Origin of the sequence: Alteribacillus sp. HJP-4, from assembly GCF_042139015.1 — a bacterium.
Classification (GTDB): Bacteria; Bacillota; Bacilli; order Bacillales; family Marinococcaceae; genus JBHIKY01.
The window spans coordinates 195,162-219,732 of the sequence record NZ_JBHIKY010000004.1; the positions used below are offsets into that span (position 1 = coordinate 195,162).

25 protein-coding genes and 1 pseudogene are annotated in these 24,571 nt (G+C 41.9%); 11 read left to right on the top strand and 15 right to left on the bottom strand.

What is annotated here, in order from left to right:
* Positions 1-20: 20 nt before the first annotated feature.
* From ACE4RR_RS05415 to ACE4RR_RS05445, 7 genes are all read left to right on the top strand, one after another.
* A complete protein-coding gene (locus tag ACE4RR_RS05415; protein ID WP_375534379.1) occupies positions 21-485 on the top strand; it encodes a PTS sugar transporter subunit IIA in 465 nt (154 codons plus the stop codon).
* A 21-nt stretch (positions 486-506) separates the two neighbouring features.
* The gene (locus ACE4RR_RS05420; protein ID WP_375534380.1) at positions 507-791 is read left to right on the top strand and encodes a PTS sugar transporter subunit IIB; all 285 of its coding nucleotides are present in this window, start codon (positions 507-509) and stop codon (positions 789-791) included.
* An 86-nt stretch (positions 792-877) separates the two neighbouring features.
* Positions 878-2,137 (top strand): galactitol-specific PTS transporter subunit IIC, encoded by a 1,260-nt coding sequence (locus tag ACE4RR_RS05425; protein ID WP_375534381.1) that lies wholly within the window; start codon positions 878-880, stop codon positions 2,135-2,137.
* A gap of 15 nt (positions 2,138-2,152) precedes the next feature.
* Entirely contained in the window at positions 2,153-3,184 is a 1,032-nt protein-coding gene (locus ACE4RR_RS05430) for a zinc-binding dehydrogenase (protein WP_375534382.1), read from the top strand.
* Between the two features lie 32 nt (positions 3,185-3,216).
* On the top strand, positions 3,217-3,372 hold the full coding sequence (locus tag ACE4RR_RS05435; RefSeq protein ID WP_375534383.1) for a hypothetical protein: 156 nt from the start codon (positions 3,217-3,219) through the stop codon (positions 3,370-3,372).
* 14 nt (positions 3,373-3,386) lie between these two features.
* A complete protein-coding gene (locus ACE4RR_RS05440; protein WP_375534384.1) occupies positions 3,387-4,448 on the top strand; it encodes a galactitol-1-phosphate 5-dehydrogenase in 1,062 nt (353 codons plus the stop codon).
* A gap of 357 nt (positions 4,449-4,805) precedes the next feature.
* Positions 4,806-5,348: a GNAT family N-acetyltransferase gene (locus ACE4RR_RS05445; protein WP_375534385.1), complete on the top strand. Its 543-nt coding sequence runs from the start codon at positions 4,806-4,808 to the stop codon at positions 5,346-5,348.
* Positions 5,349-5,617: 269 nt separating this feature from the next.
* On the opposite strand, the pseudogene ACE4RR_RS05450 reads toward ACE4RR_RS05445, so the two are convergent.
* A pseudogene (locus tag ACE4RR_RS05450) lies at positions 5,618-6,120 on the bottom strand (DUF1643 domain-containing protein).
* A 303-nt stretch (positions 6,121-6,423) separates the two neighbouring features.
* On the opposite strand from ACE4RR_RS05450, the gene ACE4RR_RS05455 reads away from it, so the two are divergent.
* The gene (locus ACE4RR_RS05455) at positions 6,424-6,954 is read left to right on the top strand and encodes a hypothetical protein (RefSeq protein WP_375534386.1); all 531 of its coding nucleotides are present in this window, start codon (positions 6,424-6,426) and stop codon (positions 6,952-6,954) included.
* A gap of 93 nt (positions 6,955-7,047) precedes the next feature.
* Here ACE4RR_RS05455 and ACE4RR_RS05460 read toward each other — a convergent pair whose 3' ends face one another.
* Positions 7,048-7,698, bottom strand: coding sequence for an SDR family oxidoreductase (locus ACE4RR_RS05460; protein ID WP_375534387.1), 651 nt, complete (start codon positions 7,696-7,698; stop codon positions 7,048-7,050).
* Between the two features lie 490 nt (positions 7,699-8,188).
* Here ACE4RR_RS05460 and ACE4RR_RS05465 point away from each other — a divergent pair, with 490 nt between their 5' ends.
* Entirely contained in the window at positions 8,189-9,445 is a 1,257-nt protein-coding gene (locus tag ACE4RR_RS05465; protein WP_375534433.1) for an MFS transporter, read from the top strand.
* Positions 9,446-9,606: 161 nt separating this feature from the next.
* Here the strand turns inward: ACE4RR_RS05465 and ACE4RR_RS05470 are convergent, their stop codons facing one another.
* The 11 genes from ACE4RR_RS05470 to ACE4RR_RS05520 form a co-directional block, all read right to left on the bottom strand.
* Complete coding sequence (locus tag ACE4RR_RS05470; RefSeq protein WP_483860816.1) at positions 9,607-10,029, bottom strand: formylglycine-generating enzyme family protein; 423 nt, start codon at positions 10,027-10,029, stop codon at positions 9,607-9,609.
* Positions 10,030-10,198: 169 nt separating this feature from the next.
* Positions 10,199-11,167 carry a LacI family DNA-binding transcriptional regulator gene (locus ACE4RR_RS05475; RefSeq protein WP_375534388.1) on the bottom strand — a complete coding sequence of 323 codons (969 nt, stop codon included), beginning with the start codon at positions 11,165-11,167 and terminating at the stop codon, positions 10,199-10,201.
* A 711-nt stretch (positions 11,168-11,878) separates the two neighbouring features.
* On the bottom strand, positions 11,879-12,724 hold the full coding sequence (locus ACE4RR_RS05480) for a ketose-bisphosphate aldolase (RefSeq protein ID WP_375534389.1): 846 nt from the start codon (positions 12,722-12,724) through the stop codon (positions 11,879-11,881).
* Positions 12,725-12,728: 4 nt separating this feature from the next.
* Positions 12,729-13,742: an inositol 2-dehydrogenase gene (gene iolG / locus ACE4RR_RS05485; protein ID WP_375534390.1), complete on the bottom strand. Its 1,014-nt coding sequence runs from the start codon at positions 13,740-13,742 to the stop codon at positions 12,729-12,731.
* 18 nt (positions 13,743-13,760) lie between these two features.
* Complete coding sequence (locus ACE4RR_RS05490) at positions 13,761-15,353, bottom strand: solute:sodium symporter family transporter (protein WP_375534391.1); 1,593 nt, start codon at positions 15,351-15,353, stop codon at positions 13,761-13,763.
* A gap of 12 nt (positions 15,354-15,365) precedes the next feature.
* Complete coding sequence (gene iolE / locus ACE4RR_RS05495; RefSeq protein WP_375534392.1) at positions 15,366-16,247, bottom strand: myo-inosose-2 dehydratase; 882 nt, start codon at positions 16,245-16,247, stop codon at positions 15,366-15,368.
* Positions 16,248-16,255: 8 nt separating this feature from the next.
* On the bottom strand, positions 16,256-17,281 hold the full coding sequence (locus ACE4RR_RS05500; protein WP_375534393.1) for a Gfo/Idh/MocA family oxidoreductase: 1,026 nt from the start codon (positions 17,279-17,281) through the stop codon (positions 16,256-16,258).
* An 18-nt stretch (positions 17,282-17,299) separates the two neighbouring features.
* Positions 17,300-19,219, bottom strand: a complete 1,920-nt coding sequence (gene iolD, locus ACE4RR_RS05505; protein WP_375534394.1) for a 3D-(3,5/4)-trihydroxycyclohexane-1,2-dione acylhydrolase (decyclizing) — start codon at positions 19,217-19,219, stop codon at positions 17,300-17,302.
* Between the two features lie 6 nt (positions 19,220-19,225).
* Positions 19,226-20,185: a 5-dehydro-2-deoxygluconokinase gene (iolC, locus tag ACE4RR_RS05510; protein WP_375534395.1), complete on the bottom strand. Its 960-nt coding sequence runs from the start codon at positions 20,183-20,185 to the stop codon at positions 19,226-19,228.
* 2 nt (positions 20,186-20,187) lie between these two features.
* Entirely contained in the window at positions 20,188-21,006 is an 819-nt protein-coding gene (gene iolB, locus ACE4RR_RS05515; protein ID WP_375534396.1) for a 5-deoxy-glucuronate isomerase, read from the bottom strand.
* Positions 21,006-22,481, bottom strand: coding sequence for a CoA-acylating methylmalonate-semialdehyde dehydrogenase (locus ACE4RR_RS05520; RefSeq protein WP_375534397.1), 1,476 nt, complete (start codon positions 22,479-22,481; stop codon positions 21,006-21,008). The genes iolB and ACE4RR_RS05520 overlap by 1 nt, the downstream gene beginning before the upstream one ends.
* A 257-nt stretch (positions 22,482-22,738) precedes the next feature.
* Here ACE4RR_RS05520 and ACE4RR_RS05525 point away from each other — a divergent pair, with 257 nt between their 5' ends.
* Complete coding sequence (locus tag ACE4RR_RS05525) at positions 22,739-23,497, top strand: DeoR/GlpR family DNA-binding transcription regulator (RefSeq protein WP_375534398.1); 759 nt, start codon at positions 22,739-22,741, stop codon at positions 23,495-23,497.
* A 14-nt stretch (positions 23,498-23,511) separates the two neighbouring features.
* Positions 23,512-23,904: a tautomerase family protein gene (locus ACE4RR_RS05530; protein WP_375534399.1), complete on the top strand. Its 393-nt coding sequence runs from the start codon at positions 23,512-23,514 to the stop codon at positions 23,902-23,904.
* A gap of 17 nt (positions 23,905-23,921) precedes the next feature.
* Here ACE4RR_RS05530 and ACE4RR_RS05535 read toward each other — a convergent pair whose 3' ends face one another.
* Together ACE4RR_RS05535 and ACE4RR_RS05540 are read right to left on the bottom strand one after the other, a co-directional pair.
* Complete coding sequence (locus ACE4RR_RS05535) at positions 23,922-24,230, bottom strand: PTS sugar transporter subunit IIA (RefSeq protein ID WP_375534400.1); 309 nt, start codon at positions 24,228-24,230, stop codon at positions 23,922-23,924.
* A complete protein-coding gene (locus tag ACE4RR_RS05540; RefSeq protein WP_375534401.1) occupies positions 24,230-24,532 on the bottom strand; it encodes a PTS sugar transporter subunit IIB in 303 nt (100 codons plus the stop codon). Before ACE4RR_RS05540 ends, ACE4RR_RS05535 begins: the two co-directional genes overlap by 1 nt.
* Between the last annotated feature and the right edge of the window lie 39 nt (positions 24,533-24,571).

Genomic DNA, 24,571 nt, shown 5'->3' on the forward strand with positions numbered 1-24,571 from the left:
TAGATCGCGAGGTTTAGCACATGAGTACTATTCATCTGGATGAATCAATCATTTTATTAGAATTAACTGGTCAAACAAAGGAGGACATACTTCAGGCAATGGGTCAAAACCTCGTCGAAAAGAAGTTCGTAAAGAAAAGCTTTGTGGAGGCTGTTATCGAAAGAGAAAAAGAGTTTCCTACCGGACTTCCGACCGCAGGGATATCTGTGGCAATACCGCACACCGATGTGGAGCATGTAAATAAGAAATCAATTAGTGTCGCAGTGCTGGCTGATGAAGTGCACTTTGGAGTAATGGGCGATGACCAGGAAACCACGCCAGTAAAAATGGTGTTTATGCTGGCAATGAATGAATCCCACTCCCAATTATCTCTGCTTCAGAAGCTGACGCAGGTGTTTCAAAATGAAGAATTGCTGAAATCTCTAATCCGTCAGACGGAAAAAACAAAAATTAAACAGCTGCTCGAAGACGAGCTGAATCTATAAAACTATTAGGAGGCATTTATCATGAAAAAGAAAAAAGTGTTAGTAGCATGCGGGGCAGGAGTTGCCACGTCGACCGTAGTAAACAATGCAATCGAAGAAATGGCCAAGGAAAATAATTTAAACGTCGACCTCGTTCAAATCAAGATTACAGAAGTAGGAAGCTATATCGATACTGCCGATCTTCTGGTTACCACCGCCATGACTAAGAAGGAATATCCATTTCCAGTCATAAACGCCCGTGCATTTTTGACTGGAATTGGCACTGATCAGACGAAAGAAGAAATTCTCACCGAGCTGAAGAAGTAATATCTCTCCTCCCGGTTTTCTATTATAGGATTTTATAATCTGGAAAACCGGGACGGTATTGCAAAAATGTAGGGAGGACGAATCAAATGCAAGGTTTTGTTGATGCGATCCAAGGATTTTTAGATTTAGGTGCTACTGTAATACTGCCTGTAGCTATTTTCTTTTTAGGATTATTGTTCGGGCAGAAGCCTGGAAAAGCATTTCGCTCCGGTTTAACTATCGGAGTTGCATTTGTCGGAATTTTCTTAGTTGTAGATCTTCTGGTAAATAATTTAGGACCGGCCGCTCAAGGAATGGTAGATCGTTTAGGGGTTGAATTAAATGTTATTGATATTGGATGGCCTGCCTCCTCCTCAATTGCATGGGCCTCTGCAGTTGCCGCATTTATCATTCCACTAGGGTTACTTATAAATGTCATTATGCTCGTAACGAAAACGACGAAAACAATGAATGTAGATATATGGAACTTCTGGCACTATACCTTCATCGCTGCCATGATTTATGCCATTTCCGGCAGCATCATTGAAGGTCTCATTGGAGCTGTCATCTTTCAGATTGTTTGCTTGAAAATTGCCGACTGGACAGCACCGATGGTTAGTGAGTTTTATGAGCTCCCAGGTGTATCCATTGCGACTGGCAGTACAATCTCATACGCACCAGGTATTTTCTTAGTACAAGGGCTGCAGAAGATTCCGGGAGTAAAAAACTGGAACGCTGATCCCAATACGATTCAACATCGTTTTGGTGTATTTGGCGAATCAATATTCATCGGATTGTTTTTAGGTGCAACCATCGGGATTCTTTCAGGATACGGCGCCGGTGAAGTGATCGAAATCGGGATGGCTATGGCTGCCGTAATGGTGCTGATGCCCCGCATGGTGAAAATTTTAATGGAAGGATTAATGCCCGTCTCTGAATCAGCCCGCGAATGGCTGTCCAAACGCTTCGGCGAACGGGAAATTTATATCGGACTGGATGCAGCTGTTCTGCTCGGCCATCCTTCGGTCATCTCCACCGCATTAATTCTCGTACCGATTACTGTTGTCCTGGCCGTTATTCTTCCCGGAAATTCCCTGCTTCCTTTCGGGGACTTAGCAACCATTCCATTCGTAGTCGCGTTTATCGTGGGAGCTGCCCGCGGAAATATTGTCCACTCTGTGATTGTCGGAACGATTATGATTGCTCTGTCTTTGTACCTGGCAACAGATGTCGCGCCGGTATTTACCGACATGGCAAATAATGCTGATTTTAATATGCCGGAAGGCTCCGCACAAATCTCAAGCATTGACCAGGGCGGTAATTTAGTGAATTGGATCATTTATCGTATATTCAGCATCTTTCATTAATTTAGGGGGCAGACCATGAAGGCATTAGTGAAAAAAGAACTCGGATTTGGAAACTTAGAAATTCAGGAGAAGGAAATTCCTGCTCCCGGTAAGGATCAGGTGAAAATTAAAGTAAAATATGCCGGCATCTGCGGTTCTGATATACACACGTACGAAGGGCATTACAAAGTCGCTGCTCCCGTAACACTTGGCCACGAATTTTCCGGCGAAATCGTAGATATTGGCGAAGGTGTGACTGAATTTACATTAGGAGACCGCGTAACCTCAGAAACTACTTTTTCCATCTGCGGCGAATGCAGGTACTGCCTGAATGGCGACTATAACCTCTGCAATTATCGAAAAGGACTCGGTACTCAGCAGGACGGCGGCTTTGCGAAATATTTAATCGCAAGAAAAGAAAGCATTCATCATCTGCCGGAAAACGTAGATTTTCAATCAGCAGCAATGACAGAGCCGCTCGCCTGCACTTATCATGCCGTTGCTAAAACGGAATTTAAAATAGGAGATGTTGTGGTCGTTATCGGCCCCGGTCCGATTGGGCTATTTACCGCCCAGGTCGCAAAGAGCCTTGGAGCAGTAGTTATTATCACAGGTCTTTCAAATGACAAGATACGGCTTCAAAAAGCTGAAGAATTAGGAATCGATTATGCCGTTGACACGCAGATTCAGAATATTAAAGATCTTATTAACTATTTAACAGACGGCTACGGAGCAGATGTTGCATTCGAATGTTCAGGCGCTGCTCCTGCTGCCAGACAGGCACTGGATTTATTGCGAAAAAAAGGACAGTACGGCCAGGTTGGAATCTTTTCCAGGCCAGAGGTGGACTTTGACCTGGAAAAAATAATTCAGAAGGAAATCCGGGTCGTTGGAAGCCGCAGCCAAAGGCCTGCAGATTGGGAGCCTTCCCTTAGTCTGCTGAACTCCGGGAGTGTAAATGCGAAGGCGATGATTACTCATCAATTTGACATTACTCAGTGGGATGAGGCGTATGAAGCAATCAAAAGCGGAGATGCAATTAAAGTATTGTTAACTCCAATTGACTAATAAAACATTTCATGCAGAAAAGAGGGATCACGATGGTCGAGATGATGCTTGATTTTATGTTAGGACCGATGAGAGGAATTGGAAGCTTCTATTATGAATATCAGCACATTTTCAACCCTATTGTAATTGGCGCTGCTGTCATCAAGATATTTTTCAATCGAAAGAATAAGCATACAGCTGAAGTCTAGAAAGGAAAGCTCAAATGAAGGCATTAAATCTATATGATGAACGTGATATTCGTTTTGAAGAGATTCCCGATCCTATCATTGAAAAAGCGGATGACGTTATTATAAAAGTTAAAGCAACAGGCATCTGCGGCTCTGATATTTCACGCTTCAAAAAGCTCGGACCTTATGTAGAAGGAATGACATTCGGCCATGAATTCTCTGGAGAAGTGACAGATATAGGCTCAGGAGCAGCAAATGTAAGTATCGGAGAACGGGTGAGCGGCTGCCCGACGTTTCATTGCGGCCATTGTATCCCCTGCCAAAAAGGGGAGCTCTCCCGATGTAAGAACCTGACGATCATAGGGGCCCGCCGCCCGGGAGCTTATGCTGAGTACGTGAAGCTGCCGGCGGCTCACGTACTGCCTCTTCCTGAAAATGTAGATTATACTGCCGCAGCACTCGTTGAACCATCAGCTGTAGTGGCCCACGGGTTCTACAGAACAAGCATGCAGCCTGGAGCAGAAGTTGCGGTAGTAGGCTGTGGAAGCATTGGCTTACTCGCGGTGCAATGGGCAAGGATCTTCGGGGCAGAAAAAGTATATGCGGTCGATATTGACGAGTCGAAGCTCGAAGTCGCAAAAAAGGTTGGCGCCGATGTGCTGATCAACGCAAAGGAATCGCCAGCGCATGTGCAAATTCAGGAGCATACGGATGGTTGCGGAGTCGATGTCGCCGTCGAATCCGCGGGGTCCCCCGCCTCCTCAGCCCAAATTTTGGCTCTTCCAAAAAAAGGCGGGGAAGTCGTGCTGATGGGAATTCCTTATGCCGACATTACTATCGAGCGTTTTTATTTTGAACGAATCGTCCGCAATGAACTGCGTGTGCTTGGCTCCTGGAATGCACTATCCTCTCCCTTCCCCGGTCAGGAATGGCACGCTTCTCTTCACTATATGAACACTGGGCAAATCAATGTCAAACCAATGATCTCGCATCGCCTTCCCCTCGAGGAAGGCCCGAAAACCTTTGAAAACATAATAAATCAAAGGGAAAAATTTGTGAAGGTCATGTTTAGTCCGGAGAAAAAAAATAATCAATGATAGAAGCTGCTGAATTTTTTAAAATAAACTTGTAATTTTCAAAGGCTTATCATAATATTAGAGAAACTATGGCACGGAAATTGGAAAACGACTGGAGGGGGCCACCTACATGAAAAAGCGGTCATTGAACTATCTGGCAAAGGGTGTAGGATACTCCACTGCTGTTTTCTTCAAAAAAATAACCTCCAGGAGAAGTGTGTCTAAAATAGATCATACGCGGCTTATATCCATGAGGCAGGTTTTTCTTAAAGGATTACAGTGGAAAACACCACGGGCCGCGTCCTGTGGTTATATGTACATATTCACACCACAGGATCGTCTGTGGTGTTTTTAATTTGGAAAGGAGTAATTAGAATAATGTACATTGAAGGAAAAGAGATCTTTGTAAAGGCAGCAGAACAAGAAGAAACTGGAGCAGTGCTTGAGTTAGAAAAAAGGAATAAAGAGTTTTTCCAGCAATTCACCGGGCTCAAAGAAGAATCGTTTTACACCATTGATGGCCAATTAAAAAGAATCCGTACTTTCATCCAGGAAGCTAAAGAGGATAAGGGATATTTATTTTTTATCTGCCTAAAGAAGACGGAAGAAGTAATCGGAGAAATTATGTTAACAGAAGTGGTCAGACAAAACCTGCAGAGCTGCTGGATTGGATATTTTTTAAATAAAGATCATAATGGCAGGGGGTACATGTCTGAAGCTGTAAAACTGGTTGTTAACCATGCTTTTCGGCAGCTCTCATTTCACAGAATTGAAGCTGGAGTAATGCCCCATAACATAGGCTCTATGAAGGTTCTTCTAAAAGCGGGATTTCATAAAGAAGGCATAGCCAGAAAAAATGTTTGCATCAATGGAAAATGGGAAGACCATCAAACTCTTGCTATCATTAACGAGGAAGAATGATACTTTAAATTAGTGGGTGCGCCTGAGATTATAATTGATATTGAAGTTTGATGGTCAGGTTAAATAAAATATTTTTAGTTAACATACAATCAGAAAGGAGGAAGGCAAGGTGTTGACTGTCGCCAATGACAATTCCTCTCCCCACCTACACTTACGTTAAGAGATGGAGGTATCCTTGCTGAAATCGATGAAAAGCTGGAGGCACGGAATGCTTTCAGCTTTAATATCCCAACATGACTATAATTCACTTTTATTTGGCTTTTATATTTCTAAAATCTTATGGGATTTAATTCTTTTCTTAGATACAGAGGATGCTTTGGTTCTCTACCGTCCTTTGTTTTTTCAATGCAATAAGGTTCATAACTGCTTAATAATGAAAGAACCTTATTTTTGCGACTGCTTACACCATTACGCTTTCCCCAGGCGAAAATCACCCTGTCCGACTCTTCCACAGCTTTTGCTATAAAGTCGTCACATTCTGGTCCAACTGGATCTACTTCAGCTTTTAATACCTTTGCATCTTTTGAAATCAAAGCAAACAAATTAACTATTGCCATGCTTCCATACCCCCAGCTCGTGCATAACCTGCACAGCGTCGGAGGGTTGGATCACAAATTTCAACATCAGCCACACTGGGGTTTAACATGACAAATGCCACTCTCTTCATCGAATCATCCCACGCACACTGAAGAAAATAGCGATATTTCCTCTGTTGATCATGATCAAAAACTGCATCCACCTTCTCTGTTGAAAGCCATGGACGATTGGGCATCAGCTTTTATGCCTCCTTCTTTTAGCCAACAGAAATATCAATGAAATTGCTGTCGTTATATAACTCCGAAGAATAATCGATATTTACCTGTTGAAACTTTACCTGGGCTGCATCGTAACACTGCTCTGATATCTTCTTCTGCTAACACTTTATTTGTTTCCATATCTACAATTCACCCTTTTGTGTGATTTACCTAACGCTTTATGTAAATTATACAATGCGATTTTACTAGTGCCAATATTCATAGTATTCACCACTCTTATCTTTTTGTGTGTTATTCTAGATAGAAAAAGGAGGGCTTTCATGGCGACATTATCACAATTTAAAGATCGATTAAGACAAAGAGAGGCTTTGCCGGCACTCTGTCCGTCCGATATTTGGGATAGGGGGCTCTCTCAAGAAATTGAAAATACGTCAGGAATCGAACTCACAGGTCAGGAGAATCCATCCACGGTATCAGTGGAGGCTGTGAAATCCGGTCTTTTATTATGGAACGACGACCTATATGGCTCTCATACATTATCTCAGCAGCTCGAAAACGATTTAGGAAGCTGCTGGCACGGATTAATGCACCGCCGCGAAGGAGATTTCAGCAATGCAAAGTACTGGTACTCCAAAGCAGGTGATCTTCCTATATTCCCATCGCTCTACGAGAAAGCAAAAGCTGTTTCTACCATCGCAGCTTCCTGGGAGCAATGGGACCCGCACCGCTTTATTGATGAAGTCGAATGGGTGACATCCAATGGCTCAGAGAACTCTAAAGAAGCTGAAGAATTGCGGAAGATTCAAGAGATCGAATTATCTCTTCTATTGGATTACAGCTTAAGAGCATAAATTGGACTCCAATAGCAATCGCATATACACAAAAAGCTCCTTACAAATCAATCATGTAAGGAGCTTTTTTGGTAATCGAAATATTAACCTGCATTAGATAGAATCTATTGCATTTTTAATTGGCGTTGGTCCTCCCACTACTTGAAATTCTTTTCCTATCGTTGCTTTATTTTCTAAGGCTGCTACTATCACACCAGCAACATCTTCTCTGGGAATCTCCCCTCTTTCCACCTCGATTGCTGCCTCTACTTTGCCGGTTCCTTCATTATTTGTAAGCCCGCCGGGATGGATAATTGTATAATCGAGATCTGTTCTTTTCAGCCACTCGTCTGCATAATGCTTGGCTGCTACGTACGGGGCAAAAGAGGAAGAAACTGCCTGGATAGCCTCACGCCTCGTGTCAAACGAGCTGATCATAATAAACCGCTTCACACCTGCCGCCTTCGCTGCCTCGATCGTTTTTACGGCTCCATCCAAATCAATCAAAATAGTTTTGTCCTTTCCTGTGTTTGGTCCAGAACCAGCAGTAAAGACAACTGCATCGACTCCTTCTGCCGCTTTTGAAATGGACTCGATATCATCTTCTAAATCGACCACTGCCGTTTCCGCACCTAACTCTTCAAAAAAGGACGCTTGCTCCTGCTTACGAATCATAGCTTTCGCTTCCAGGCTTCCGTTATCCTGAATAGATGAAACAAGATGTTTCCCAATCTGGCCATTGGCCCCTACAACTAGAATTTTCATTTTCTCCATCCTTTCTAAGTAAAAGTATCAGCCAATAAGTTTTTCTTATCTTCATCCTAAATGGAAAGAAAGCAATATGTCTAGAACTATACCTCATTACTTTTGATTCGGAAAAAATGAGAGTCCAACTGTATATTCGGCATAACTTAACTCCAAACTGCATTAAATTTTTGTTTTTATTTGATTATATTTATTTGTTAATATTATTTCAAAACTATCCATAACCCTATTTTACGGTAAAATCAGCGCTATTTTTAATGTTAAGTTATGATTTCTATTAAAATTAATTTGAATATTTCGTTGACGAACACTTAAGAAACCCCTTACAATCTTAAATATGAATTTAAAAAACACAATAACAAATACAAAAATAACAAAACAAAAATATTTTATATAAGGAGGGAAGTCTTCTACAAAAAATATTATGAGAGGATGAAATCTTTTGAAAAAGGTTGAAAAAGGCAGTCTGGCGGCTACGTTATCTGTTTCCATGTCTAACTATTTAGAAGCGGGCTCCATTGTAGCCGGAGCTGCAAGCTTAACATTATGGGTGGAATACCTCGGGCTGACGGATACTACGGTCGGGCTTCTCGGAGCCTTGAGTGCCAACGGATTCGGAGCTGCAGTAGGGGCTTTGATCAGCGGATTTCTAGTGGATCGCTACGGAAGAAAATTTATTTACAAATACAACTTATTAGTCTATATGCTTGGCATTCTGTTAATTACGTTTTCGTTTTCATTTCCAATGCTATTAGTCGGGTATATTGTCACTGGTGTATCGGTAGGAGCTGGCATTCCACCTTCCTGGACCTACATTGCCGAAGAAGCACCCAAAAATGAACGAGCCGCCCGAGTAGGATGGGGGCAATTTGCCTGGTCGATGGGGCCGGCGGTCGTCTTACTACTTTCCGTGGCACTTGCGCCTTTAGGGTTATTAGGGAGCCGAATCATTTTCTTTCAATTATTCGTAATCGCTTTCTTTACATGGTTGTTTCAAAGAAAAATTGATGAGTCTTCAATTTGGGAAGAGCAAAAGAAAAAAGATCAAGCCACGAACCAAGGTGGTATTTTTAACAAGGAAAACTTAAAGGAATTGTTTACAAATCGGGCCAACCTACAGGCTCTCACACTGCTTGTAGGCGTATACGCATTTTGGAATATGGTTGCCGGGGTTATGGGGTATTTTATGCCTTATATTTATGAAACAGTTGGAGGGCTGTCCTCTTCCCAAGCCAATCTTTTGCAAACGTTTTTGTGGGTATTGACCGTTCTCTCCACCTATTTAGTTTTCATAAAATTTGGGGATAAAGTGAACCGCAGGTTGATCTTTAGTGTTGGTGCCGGAATGGGGATTGTCGCCTGGATTATTTTATCCTATGGCGGAATGGGTACCGTCGAACTGCTCGCTTTTGTTATATTGTGGGGGATTGCTGCCGGATTTGGTGCTCAGGCCTTTTATGGCCTCTGGTCGGCAGAATTATTTCACACCAAGTACCGTGCCGCTGCCCAGGGATTTCTATTCTGTACAGCTAGGGTGCTGGTCGGCTTAATCTCACTCATCATTCCAGCGATGATTACAACACTCGGTTTCCGAACAGCAGGCACTGTCATGATTGGACTTCTTATAATTCACATGGTAGTCGGCCTCTTATTAGCACCGGAAACACGTGGTAAATCTTTAGAAGAGATTCAAACGGAACGATATGGCACAACGGGAGATTCTGCTTTTTCAAAAAAGGCGCGGTAAAATAAGTTTATTGTTGGAGTGAGTTATTCAAACCAAACGCTTCTAATTATCATTTTTGATATAATCAGAAGCGTTTTTTACTCTTCACTAACTTGTCGCCGGCTACAGCCCACGCTATTTTTACCGGCTTCCGCGACCAACAGAGACTGATTTCTTTTATCTTATCCCCGCTTGACGTCACTTACGCATCGAAATCCTGTATTTCCGGTTGAACTATCCATTGTATTTGAGCTGCGGGCAGCTACACGATATCGATTGCAGTAGGAGTGATGGCACAGGTAAGAGCCGCCTCTCATGACTTTAGACGAAGATTCACGGTTTGGCCTGCCTGGTCTTATAAACGAATCGGCGCACCATTCCCAAACGTTTCCTGCCATGTTATAAAGACCAAACCCGTTTGCAGGAAAAGACTTCACTGGTGCTGTGCCAATGTATCCGTCTTCCGCAGTATTTTTACTTGGAAAATCACCCTGCCAAATGTTGCAGTAATGCTCGCCGTTCGGCGTCAGCTCGTCTCCCCACGGGTATTTTTTCTGCTCAAGCCCTCCCCTGGCGGCATACTCCCATTCCATTTCAGTTGGCAGTCTTTTTCCAGCCTACTCACAATAAGCAACCGCGTCATTCCAGGAGACGTGGATTACTGGATTTAAAACAGCATTATAATTTTTCAATTCACTAAAATATTGAAACGTTTCGAAAAAATTGAAGAATAAAGGTAACTATATTCCATCACTTAACTTTTCAGCCCCCTTTCTAGCTTGATTGACGCGTAATAAACTCAATAGGGATTTCCTTCTCATTAAGTGCTTCCTCCTTTTCAAGCATATCGAATAAGGTTTCTGCTGCCGTTTTACCCCATTGCTTTTTCTGAACCCGAACCGTTGTCAAAGCCGGCTGTACATACCTCGCTAAATCTATATCATCAAACCCGACAAAAGCAATGTGGTGTGGAACCTTCAGCCCCTTTTGCTGGACTGCCTTGACTGCCCCCATTGCCATTTCATCGTTGGCCGATACAAAAGCTGTAGGTCGCGTCTCGTTATCTTCTAAATATTTAGACATGCTGAGCAGTCCACTTATTTCAGTAAAGTCCGCACGGATTAAATCTGATTCTTTAAAAGTAAGTCCATGAATTGCAAGAGATTCTCTAAACCCTTCCAGGCGGCTTTCCCCATCAAATGATTCCTTTGAACCGGCAATAAACCCAATCCGCTGATGCCCCTGTTCTACTAAGTGATTCACCGTGTAATCCATCCCTCGCTTATTCGGCAATAAAACCTCCTTCACATACTTGTTATCTAACTCCCGGTCAAGAACTACAATAGGAAACTTCTCACTGGCCAGACTGTCTAACAGTTCATTAGAAATATGATAATTAAGAATTATTGCACCATCCACATAACGTTCCACTAATAATCGGTGTTTGTCATCTGAAGCGCAAACGACCATCTCATACCCATTTTTAATAACCGTTACCTGAATGCCTTCCAATAGTTCATTAAAAAAAGGACCCGTAAACCCACTCAAAAAGAGACCGATAATATTTGTCTTATTTTTCTTCAGATTTTTAGCACTTCCATTGGGACGATATCCCAATTCTTTAGCTGCCTGCAAGACCTTCTCCTTAGTCGGTTTTGTAATCAGCTCACTTCCATTCATGACATACGATGCCGTAGCTACACTTACTTTTGCTTTTTTTGCAACATCCTTTAACGTCGACAAGCTTTTCCCTCTTCTCTTCCTTTATGGCTGCATTTGGCTTTTTGAAACGTTTCAATAAAAATTATAGCGGACTTTGAAAGCGATTACAATATACTTTTCTGAATTTTTTCACAAATAGTAATTTAGAAGTAAAGCCAAATGTACTACTCACAATATTCATCAGGTCCGTATAAGGTAATAACATTTAAGTGTATGATTTTCATAATCAATATCGCAACAAAAGATACGAACATTCTATATATCATTCTATTCTTTATAGGTTAACGCATTCTGCGGTCTTGGCCTCAGCCTCCTAATTATGAGTTTTCAACATATACTCCGTCAAAACACTTCGCTTTCCGCGGGCAAGGCTCAAGCCTCCTCGGCAGAAAGAACACTGGGGAAAGCGTCCGCCTAGAGGGATGAAATCAACAAGCTCTATTCTCTTATCATTTTAAAAAGAGGGGCATACCAAAAGGTTATAAACAGTTGACTTCATCCAAAAAAAATAATGGGGCTGTCTCATAAATGATACTCGCCCCTTTTTGCATGGTAAAAAAAGCAGTGGACAAGTCCTTCGCTTTCCGTGGGCAGCGCTTCCCACCGGAGTCTTCGGACTTGTCCCCCTGCTATCTTCTATTTAGGATACTACTTTTTCTATAAAAAGGGGCTTTTGCTACAGCCCCACTTGTTTTATTAGTATTTATTTGTATTAGCCTTATAGACTAATTGCTATATCATCGCTTTTTGATAAGCGCCGGTACGTCTGATCACTTCTTCAATCACAACCTCCAACGCGTGTTTACTCGGTTTTAATATCTCCATTGGAGCATATAATTCCTGGTTTTCTGTTAATACCTTTCTAAGAGCTTCCGACCAGGCAATATTGAGTTCCGTATTGTAATTGATCTTTGCATGTCCATAGGAAATGGCTTTTTGCAGATCAGCATCAGAGATCCCGGAAGCTCCATGCAGGACAAACGGAACATTAGTGAATTGACGCAGTCTCGCCATCTCTTCAAAACCAAGGTTGGGCTCCCCTTTATATTTTCCATGGACTGATCCAAGAGCAGGTGCGAGGCTGTCGATTCCTGCCTCTTCGGCAAGCTGGATGCATTCGTTCTCATCAGCATAACTGAGATCACTGTATACGCCATCTTCCGTACCTCCGACACTTCCGACTTCACCTTCTACGGTGACTCTGTGCCTGTGTGCATACTCCACAACTTTACTGGTATTATTCACATTTTCAGCGATCGGAAGCTTAGATCCGTCATACATCACTGAACCGTAGCCTGCGTTAACCGCTTCTATACAGCGATCAACCGTTTGTCCATGATCCAAATGCAATACGGCAGGTACGGTAACCCCTAAATTTTTTTTCATATTCTGAAAGACTTGTGCCAGTAGTTCAAACCCGCCGAGCTCGTCAACGATCTTATCAGTTGTCCCTACAATAACCGGCGCCCTGCATTTTTCGGCTGTTTTCAAAATAGATTCAAGCCAGATCAAACCATTCATATTGAATTGCGGAACGGCATACCTTTTCTCAAATGCTTCATCCAAAATATTATACATGTCATCACCCTATTTCGTGGTTAACTTTTACAGGTTTTCCACTATCATTTGATTGTTTAGCAGCCATAGCGATTCTCTGTGCCATAATTCCGTCTTTAAACACCACTTTTGTTTCCGTATCATTTAAAATACTGTCAACAAACTCCTGGGTTTCACGTATGAAGGACTCATTATACCGTTCCAGGAAAAAATGGAGCGGCTGATCTATTTCGACTGTATTTGAATGATAGTATTTTAGATTTGTTGCTGTCTCGTTATCAGCTACAATGGCACCGCCATTACCGAACACTTCAATGCGCTGGTCGTACCCATATACCGCTTCTCTGCTGTTGTCAATCACGCCAAGCGCCCCATTATCAAATGTTAATGTAATTACTGCTGTATCAATATCCTCCATTTCACCAATCTCCGGGTTTACTATAGCCGCTCCTTTCGCATACACTTCAACGACTTCAGAGCCGACTAAATATCTGGCCATATCAAAATCATGAATACTCATATCCATAAACAACCCACCAGACGTTTCAATATAATCCAGATGCGGAGGCTTAGGGTCCCTTGAGGTAATTTTCAGGACATGAACGTCCCCGACCTTTCTGTTTTCTACTCTGCTTTGCATCTCTTGAAAATTTTTATCAAAACGTCGATTAAACCCAACCTGGAATTTTACTCCTGCTTCTTTAATTTGCTCGTAAGCTTCAAGCGTTTCTTCATCATTGAAGCTGATTGGCTTTTCGCAAAATACATGCTTCTTATAGCTTGCTGCTAATTTAATTAAGTCAGCATGTGTGCTTGTAGGTGAACAAATAAATACAGTATTAATGTCTTCATCTTCAAAAATATCCTGATAATCTTTTGTGATCTCTTCTACTCCGCTGTCTTTAAACCATTCTTGTAAATCATCTGCAAAGAGCTCTGAAACCATCTTCAAACGGACATTTTGATTTGTTTTCAAGTTATTAATGTGTAATTTCCCAATGCGTCCTGCACCTATTACACCTGCTACTACTTTTTCCATCGGTTCAACTTCCTTTCTTTATTTCGCTAACACCAATGGAGAAAATATAATATACATTGCGACAACGGTCAGCAATATTATAGTTCCAACCCATTTAGAGTGCTTCCATGGTGTCAAATCCACTTTGTTCTTATATTTCTCAAATTCAAAGTCTACTTTATCCGGCTTTAATGAACTGAATAGATACAAAATCACTATGTCTAAAATGAACAAAACGCTCCAGACATAAAGGTAATGGATATCCTCGAGCACCACTTTGGATAAGCTGTACGTAATAACGTGAAAAACGAACGTGACTTTCGCACCCAAAGCTGATGTTTTCTTCGAGAAGAAGCCGATTAATATAATGGCAAGCAGCGGCATATTATATAAGCCATTGAATTCCTGGATGACTGCAAACAAGCCCTGCGGAAACAGTGAAATCAATGGGGCAATAATGATTACGACAATACCCACTGCAATCGTCAGAATCCGGCCCATTCTTGCGATCTGGCGGTTATTCGCCTGTTTATTGATAATCGGTTTATAAAAGTCGAGACTAAACAGTGTCACCGTGGCATTCAGTGCGCCAATGAACGAACTCATTATCGCTCCGAACACGACAACTCCGAAGATTCCAAATGCCCATTGCGGCAGTACTTCAGCCAGAAGCGCAGGGTATGCCATATCCATTTGCAAATCGTTGCCAAACATGCTGAAAGCGATAATCCCTGGGATCACCAGGAAGAAAATACCGAATACTTTAAAGAAGCCGACCAGCATCGTCCCTTTTTGTGCTTCCTTTAAGTTTTTGGCAGCCAACGCTTTTTGAACGATCATCTGATTGGTACACCAAAAATATAAATTGTTAAAAAACATCCCAAAGAAAAGTGTCGGCCATGGTACAATCTCTGAATCCACAGCTCCCCACGCATTTAATTTATCGGAAGATTCAGACACAAAACGGTCCACCCCGCTTAAAAAGCTGCTGTCTCCTAATGCCATAATGCCTAAAATCGTCACGGAAATTCCGCCTATAAACAATCCAATTCCATAAATGGAATCACTATGGGCTACAAGTGACAGACCCCCGACGAATAAATAGAAAACTCCGATGATCCCGATAAAAGATGCGATAATCACCACAGAGGTCATCGTGGAGACCCCAAGAAACCCTCCAATATTGAACAAGTCATTAAATATCAAAGACCCTGAGTACAGCACCACGGGCATAAAACTTACCGTGTATGTAAACATGAATAGGATTGACACAATCCTTTTTGTCATTGTGTCATATCGCACTTCAATAAAATCTGAAATGGTGTTTACACCATATTTGAAGTATCTCGGAAGAAAAACCCATGCAGAAAGAACAATCGCTACTGCAGCAGTGACTTCCCAGGCCATCACTTCGACGCCTGCTACATAACTCTGCCCATTCTGGCCGACGAGATGTTCTGTCGAAAGGTTTGTCATTATAATTGACATTCCGACTGTCGTGCCGACTAAAGAGCGGCCGCCTAAGAAATAACCTTCTGAATCGTGGGTATTCACGTTTTTACTTCTGTAATATGCGTATAAGTAAATAGCCACTAAAACGACCGCAAAACTTACTATCGCAAACCAGTTCATATTAATTCCCCTTTATTCTAAGTTGTCAAGATACCGTTTCGCTTTTAAGGCATATTCGAACGCATTGCAGATACTCGGGTCCTGTTCTGCTTCCACAACAATCCAGCCATGATAATTATTATCTTTCAAATAATTCATAATCGGCTTAAAGTCAATGTATCCATCACCAGGAACAGTAAAAGCCCCTTTTTTTACACCGACAAGAAAACTATCCTTTTCTCTTATAATTTCTTGAGCAACTTCTTTCCTAATATCCTTGAAATGAACATGTTTGATTCTTTCAAAATATTTATCAAGAATATAAAGTGGATCTTCACCTGAAAATACAAGATGCCCTGTATCATACAACAGGCTGACCTTTTCTGGGTCCGTCTCCTGCATCAGTCTATCGATTTCCTTCGTCGTCTGGACGCCTGTTCCCATATGATGATGATAGACTACCGTCATTCCTTTCTCTTTTGCTAATTCTCCAAGCTTGTCGAGACCGTCAGTAAAACGCTTCCATTCTTCCTCAGTAAAAATTGGCTTGTCATCAAATAATGGAGTGTCCATCTTTTTCTGAATGCTGCTGCCTTGTTCAGAAACAACAATCACTTCTGCTCCCATTGCATGGAGAAAATCTCTATGCTCAAGGAAAGCCTCCTTTACTTCTTCAAAATCCTGCGTTGTCAGAAAGGAACTGAACCAGGCGCTGGCTACTTCCAGCCCTCTGATATCCAGGAATTTCTTTAACGTTTGAGGGTCTCTTGGATACTTGTTACCAATTTCCGTTCCCTTATATCCTGCAAATGCCATCTCACTGATGCACTGTTCAAATGAATTCTCCGCTCCCAGCTCAGGCATATCATCATTAGTCCAAGCAATCGGGGCGCAGCCTAATTTTATATTTTCCATGCTACGAATCACCCTTCGTATTTAATTTCCACGAGCTTATCCTCTTCAAATGAATGCTGGCAGGCAATTGCAACTTCTGTGCTTCTCAGCCCATCAACAGCTGTCACTTCCGGTTTCGTTTGTTCGCGAATGCATCTAACAAAATCTTTAATTTCTTCTACATAGGCTTCTTTGAATCGTTCAGGAAAGCTCTGCGACGTTGGCCTGACGACTCCATAATTGTTAAACACTGTCACTTTATTTTTATCCGGGGTAGCTGCAACGCGCACCATTCCTTTTGTACCAATAACTTCCGTCTCTACATGATATCCATGGCTTGCGGTGCGGCCTGCGACTAAAAATGCTGTAACATTGTTTTCAAGCTGCATCGTCACGGTCCCCATTTCTACCTCATTCAGCTGATTCAGTTCAGGAGCGGCTTTATTATTGCCTGTCGCCCAGACTTTTTTGACCTCAGAGTTTGTGAACCAGCGAATCACATCAATATCATGAACACTCATATCTAAGTAAATGCCGCCGCTTGGGCTTTTTTTAGCAAAATGAACAAAGCTGTCCAGGCCGGCTATCGGATCAATTCCATAAGAGCGGATAATAGAAATGTCACCAAGCTCGCCGCGGTCGATCATTTCTTTCGCATACAAATAATCCTCATCATATCTACGCATAAAGCCTAAATGGAAAACTTTATTGCTTTCGTCGATTACCCGGCATGTCTGTTTAATACTTTCAACTTCGAGCCCGATCGGCTTTTCACAGAAAACATGCAGATCATGCTCAAGCGCCAATTGTATATGCCTGGTGTGAAAGCTGGAAGGTGTCACGATACACACAGCTTCCAGGTCATCATTTTTTATCATATCTTCAAAATTAGTATAGGCGTAAGGGACATTGTATTTTTCCTGAATTCTCTTATTGACGCTTTCATCCAGGTTTGAGACGGCGGCCAGCTCAACATGTTTCATATTATGAATGTTTTCCGCATGGATCAGGCCAAGGCGGCCTAATCCAGCGATACCCATTTTAATTGTTTTCATCATAATCACTCTTACCCTTTAATATTGTTTTGCTTTGCCTCTCATACTAACGACATCCTTTACTTTATCCATTACCTGCCTGCTGGAAGAATGTTCTGAGATACCGACATTCCAAAAGCTCTCATAGCCATCTGTCATTGTCTTAGGAAGGACTTTTAAATGGATCAATGTTGAATTCTCGCTCTCTTTCACTCTTTTAATTGCTTCCTCTAATTCTTGATTGTTGGCAGCTGTATAGGTTTCAAAGCCGTAACCCGCGGCCACTTTTGCATAATCGACAGTCAGGATGCTGTCATCTGATTTTGTGAATTCTGTACAGAAGCTTTCACTGCCGTGGCCCATTTGAAGGTTGTTAATGCAGCCATAACCGGAATTGTCAAACAGAACGATGTTGATTTTATAGCCATATTGAAGGGCAGTTACCATTTCCGTGTGAAGCATCAAGAAGCTCCCATCTCCAACCATACTGTATACTTCTTTGTCAGGATGAGCCATCTTTACTCCTAACGCTCCGGCTATTTCGTAGCCCATAGCGGAGTATCCGTATTCGACATGATAGGTATTTTCAACCGTAGGACTCCAAACTCGATGCATATCTCCCGGCAGTGATCCTGAAGAAGTAATGACATAACTTGCTGGATCAATCAGCTCATTAACCTTAATCAGTGCCGTAGTCTGGGAGTAAGTCGTTCCCAAAGTATCAGCGTAGTTCTTTAATTTCTCACGCCCGAATGCATCCTTGATTTCCGGCTGATATCCTTCATCATCCAGATCCACATCAATCGCTGCAAGTCGGTTTCTTTCATCGAGCCATTCTTGTTTATAGTTTTCCAGTTTGCCGCCGAACTCGCTTTCGTAACCAGTTAACTGTTTATCAAGCCTCTGGATGGCTGCCTTTGCGTCCCCTATCACCTGGATGGCGTCCATTTTATACGTCTGCATTCTGCTTACATTGATATTGATAAATTTCGACTCATCAAAATTAAAAGCGGTTTTAGAAGAAGATGTAAAATCAGTATACCTAGTGCCAATTCCAATAATCAGGTCCGCCTCTTTTGCGGCTTTATTTGCCGCAAGTGTACCTGTCACTCCCAATCCTCCCATATTATAAGGATGGTCAGAGGAAACAGTTGATTTACCTGCTTGTGTTTCAGCAAATGCGACTTGATATTTTCGTGAGAAGTCTGCGATTTCATTGCCAGCAAGCGAATATTTCGCACCTCCGCCGACCACAATCAGCGGTTTCCTGGAAGCACGGACCGCTTCTCCCGCACGCTTTAACGCTTCTTCAGAAGGAACGATCCGATCGACATAATGAACCCTTTTCTTGAAGAAGGATTCTTCAAATTCAAATGTCTCCCCTTCGACATCCTGGGAAATCGATAAGGTGACTGGGCCAGCGGTCTCAGGGTTTGTCATCACTTCAAAAGCTCGCAGCAATGCCGACATCAACTGCTCCGGCCGTTCAATTCGGTCCCAATAACGCGACACGGGCTGTAGTGCATCATTTGTTGTGATTTTATGACTATGAAAGTGTTCAATCTGCTGCAATACAGGATCAGGCTGACGGGTTGCAAATGTGTCCCCTGGTAGAAATAAAACAGGGAGATTGTTAGCCAGAGCTGTGGCACTGGCCGTCACAAGGTTTGCTGAACCAGGGCCGACAGAGGATGTTACGGCAAAGATCTTTCTTCTGAAATTTTCTTTAGCGAAAGCAGCAGCTGCATGCGCCATCCCTTGTTCATTTTTCCCCTGGATCACCTTCAATCGGCCCGCTTCTTCCTGAAGTGCCTGTCCAATCCCAAGAACATTCCCGTGGCCGAATATATTGAAAACCCCCTCCACAAACGGAGTTTCTTTTCCATCAAAGTGAATGTATTGGTTGTTCAAGAATTTAAACAGTGCCTGTGAGGTTGTTAATTTAACTCTTTTTGACATAAAAACTCACCCTTCATGATTATTCATTAAGTTTTCAATGTCTTGAACTGTAGGCATCGCGTCTGATGAGCTGTGTTTAGAAACAACGATCGATGCGGCAGCACTTCCATATTGTAAAGCTTCCTTAATGCTTTTCTCTTTTTTCAGGGCATAGATGAACCCGGAAGCAAAGGAATCCCCGGCACCAAACGTTTTCAATACTTTCGATTTGTAGATTGTCCCTTCAATTACTTCACCATCTTTGGTGAATGCTCTTGACCCCTTCACTCCATGCTTGACAACAATTAACCGTGGAGAGTATTCGAGCAGGTGTTTCACCGTTTCCTCGTCGTTATTGCCTTCACTTTTTTCCATCACATCGAATTCATCTCTTGTCCCAATAACAATATCAGCCATCCTTGCGACGGTGGTCATATAAATGGCAGTCTCTTCTTCGCTTTTCCATGTATATGGACGGTAATCCAACTCGACAATCACTTCAACTCCATGTTTTCTGGCCACGTCGACCGCATGGAGTGCCGCTTCTCTTGAGGGGGATTGACTCAATGACGTACCGGAAATAAGCAGAGTCTCAGCATTTTTAATGTAATCATCGTCAAAGTCCTCAACACTTAAATAAAGGTCGGCAACATTGTCCCGATACATGAGGATGCTGCATTCTTCCGGACTTTTGATTTCAGTAAAGGTCAAGCCAAGCTTTCTGCCCTGGGTGTCCTTTTTGATATACTGCGTATCAACGTCAGAGTCTTTCATATAATTAATGACAAACCTGCCATGCTGATCATCGGAAACTTTAGCAATCATCCCCACGTTCAAGCCTAATTTCGAGGTGCCAATGGCAATATTCGCCGGCGATCCACCTACATATTTCGAAAAAGTCATCGTCTCTTCCATAGGACGGTTATATTCTGTGGCGTTTAAGTCTATGGCGGCTCTGCCAAATGTAATTAAGTCTAATTTATTCATTATTAATCCCTCTCTAAGATCCATTCATGATCTTTATCATTATGAAACTTCCATTTTCTTTTAGGGCCGGCCATAACATTTAAATAGTAGAGATCATATCCATCAGGTACGCCTACCGGGTGATAACCTTTGGGAACCGAAACACAGTCCTGGTGTTCCACTGCCATCGTTTCATCGAGATGACGGTCATCAGTATACACTCTTTGGAAAATAAAACCCTGTGCTGGGTCCACTTCATGGTAATACGTTTCTTCGAGTAAAGATTCCTCGGGAAGATTATCCTGATCATGCTTGTGCGGTGGATAACTCGAGAAGTTGCCACTATCAGTGTATACTTCAACAACAAGTAGATTTTCTGGCGTATCGACGTAATCAGGCAGAATATTATGAACGAGCCTCTGGTTGGAATATTTCCCCCGCTGTTCGATGTCATTATCTTTGGCACGAATCACTTTTGTTTCCAGCACTTTCGTAGAATTCGAGTAGCAAAGAGCAAGCTTCGCCTGTTTATTTGACTGGACATTAAACGTTTTTGTGGAAGGTATATAGAGACTGTCTGTTGGTTTCTTCTCGAATACAGAGTCTCTTGTTCCAAGTTCCTTATAAGAGTCTCCATCCACATATACATCTACATTACCCGTCAAAACTACCGCACATAGTTCTGTATTCTCCAATGTTTCTTCGTACTGTGCTCCTTCCTCCATTTCAATTACTTTGAACTGGACATATTCAAGACTGGTATTCGACTTGTTCAAATCCTGAAGTACCGTTACCCCCTTGGATAAAGATTCTTCTCTTTTCTTATATAAAAGATCAGCCATTATCTTCCCTCCTCAGAAAATTCTGGTTCAAGATACCGCGCTGTCACGACTTTTTTTCTTGTGAAAAACTCTACCCCGTCTTTTCCATTTGCGTGCAGGGAACCAAAGAACGAAGACTTCCAGCCGGAGAATGGAAAAATCGCCATAGGTGCGGGGACACCCAGGTTGATTCCCAGCATACCCGCATCGATGTTTTCACGGAAATAACGAACGCTTGAAGCACTGTCCGTGAACAGGCAGGCACCGTTTGCAAATTCTGATTGATTGGCAATGGTAATGCCTTCTTTCAAGTTTTTCACTCTGACGATTGACAAAACAGGGGCGAAAATTTCATCTTTCCAAATCTTCATGTCAGTTCTTACATCTTCAAAAATGGTAGGCCCTACAAAATAACCTTCATCAGAGCTGAGCTCACGTCCATCCAGAAGCAGTCTGGCTCCTTCCTTCTGCCCATCCTCAATATATTGAATTGTTTTTTCTTTGTTCTCTTCTCTTATAACTGGACCAAGAAATACACCATCTTCTAAGCCGTTGCCCATTTTAATGTTTTCCGTTTCGGTTTTCAGTTTCTGAATAAATTCCTCATAGATACCTTCCTCTACTGTAATGACGGCTGCAGCCATACAACGTTCACCTGCGGAACCGAAGGCTGCGCTGATGACTTCTGTTACCGCCTGTTCCAGCTTTGCATCATTCAGGACAATGGTATGGTTTTTAGCGCCGGTCAGCGCCTGTACTCGTTTGAGATTGTCCGTTCCCTTCTTATACACATATTCGCCTACTGGTTTCGACCCTACAAAAGAGATAGCCTTGATATGTTCGTTCTCCAGAATCCCGTTCACTACATCGTGCGCACCGTTTACTACGTTGAATACTCCCTTTGGCAATCCGGATTCCTGCAGCAGTTCTACAAGCTTTTCGATAAGTAAAGGGGTTTTTTCTGATGGCTTGAGTACAAATGTGTTCCCTGTAGCTATTGCCATTGGAAACATCCAGCACGGCACCATCATCGGGAAGTTGAATGGGGTAATGCCGCCGACAACACCTACTGGATAACGATAGTTCACACCTTCGATATCTGTAGCAATTGATGGCAGTGAATCCCCCATCATCAGACTCGGAGCACCAGCTGCAAATTCAACGTTTTCTATTCCACGCTGTACTTCTCCAAGTGCTTCATTAAAGCTCTTCCCGTTTTCTTTTGTAATGATTTCGGCAAGCTCCTCTTTGCTTTCAATCAATAACTGCTGGAATTTGAACAATATACGAGCTCTCTTAGGCACAGCAACATTCTTCCACTCATGAAAGGTGTTCTCAGCAGCCTGTGAAGCCTGATCCAGCTCTTCTTTCGTAGATAAAGGAACTCTTGCCATAATTTCTTTCGTCGCCGGATTATAGACATCAATGGTTTCTGTGCTATTGCTTTCCACCCATTCCCCATTTATAAAGTTTTTTAATATTTTGACTTCAGACATTTCATATCCTCCCCATCTTCGTAATCGTTTACATAAAGTTATGGTTAAACATTATCAATTATTTATTTTTTAGTCAAGTCTTAAATATATTTTGGTTAACTTTTGGTATAATGTAGTCAATTATTGTGAATTTCATCATAAATTGTGATACAATATCACTACAGTTACATTAAATGACGATTACACAAGCTGTCTCTTGAGCATAATATGACTAATGGAGTATCAGCAAAAGTAAACGCGGGGGAGGTGATTTTCCATTGAAAGTAAAAAGAATCACTCAAATTGAAGAGTATTTAAAAAACAAGCAGGAGGCATCCCTGGAAGAACTGAAAGAACATTTCAATGTATCTCTCAACACCATTAGAAGAGATATTAATGAATTATCAAAATCCTCCACTATAAAAAAGGTATACGGAGGAGTCATTTACAATAAAAACAACCAGGCAACCAAGGCTTATGAAGACCGAAACATTAGTCACCTGGCGGAAAAGCGAGAAATTGGCCAGCACAGCGGTCAATTCATCGAACAGCACGACATCGTTTTTCTCGACTCTGGGACTACCACCCATTTCGTTCTTGACCAGTTGAACGAAAATATCGACTTCACATTGATTACAAACAGTTTGGAAGTAATCAATAAAGCTGTAAAATTTCCAAATGTCAACCTCATCGTAATTGGAGAAACGTATAAACGATCCACGAAATCATTTACCGGGATTACAGATGACCAGACGATAAGCAAGTTCAATATCAACAAAGCTTTTATGTCAGCAACGGCATTCTCCCTTGATAATGGAGCCTCTAATTCCGATTTATTAGAAAACAGAATCAAGAAGCTTGTTTGTAAAAGAGCTCAGGACATCTTTTTGTTAATTGATTCCTCAAAGTTCGGGAAAACTTCCCTGTATACTTATTGCAATTTAGAGGATATTGACACCATTATTACTAATAATGATGTTGCTCAAGCTTACGTCAATTTCATAAAGGAAACCAATACGAATATTATTCTATTATAAGAAGGGAAAAAGCCATGCCATTATTAAAATTTCATTTATTGGAAGGAAGAAGCGAAGAGGACGTTAAAAGGATTCTCGATGTAACTCATGAGATTACAGTCGACGCTTTTGAAGTACCGCAGAGAGACCGCTATCAAGTTGTCCATGAGCATAAAAAATATCAAATGATTATGGAAGATACAGGATTAGGATTTGATCGAACGGAGGATTTTTTACTCATTCATATGATCTCAAGAAAAAGGACACAAAAACAGCTGACCAAATTTTATGAAAACCTGGCGGAAGCTCTCGAAAAAAAATGCAGCATCAGTCCATCAGATTTAATGGTTTCCATTTCTTCGAACGCGGATGAGCATTGGAGTTTCGGCGGGGGGAAAGCTCAATTTCTGACAGGGGAACTATCATAGCAAAAGGCATCTGTAAATCAGATGCCTTTTTTATATAAATGTATTTCCGCTAATTCTTTTGTAAGATCATACATCATTTGAGCATTCGACACATGATCCATTGCATGAATTAAATACACTGTTACCGGAACTTCCTCATCTCGTGCATTTAGAGTTAATACGTTCGTCTGCTCTTCGTGGGCCTTAATCAAAAAATCCCTGGACTTGTTGATTTTCTCCTTATATCCTTCTACATCATTGTTTTTCGCACAGGCCAATGCTTCGAAAGCGTAATTCTTCACCTGAGCAGATTCAGTAATTAAAGGCATGAACCCAGAGATATCCATTATGCTAATGCCTCGTTCAGCTGTTCAAAAATACTGTAGGAGTTCATATTATTATAATCCCTTACTGAGATCTTAAGGATTTCACCATTGGATGCCTCACTGTATTCTGTGGCTTTATGATGAATTTGAGGGACCAGAAGCACAGCATCGACTGGTTCATCTTTTACATACTCCAGTCCTTCTTCTGTATTTTTCGAAGAAATATTGTAGCTTTCGTCCTCCGCTCCGGCCAGCTCTTTCAGCTTTGTCACCAATAAACTTGTTGTAATACCAGCTTCACATACAACGATAACATTTTTCATCGTACTTCCCCCCTCGATTATATATTCCATACCATATAC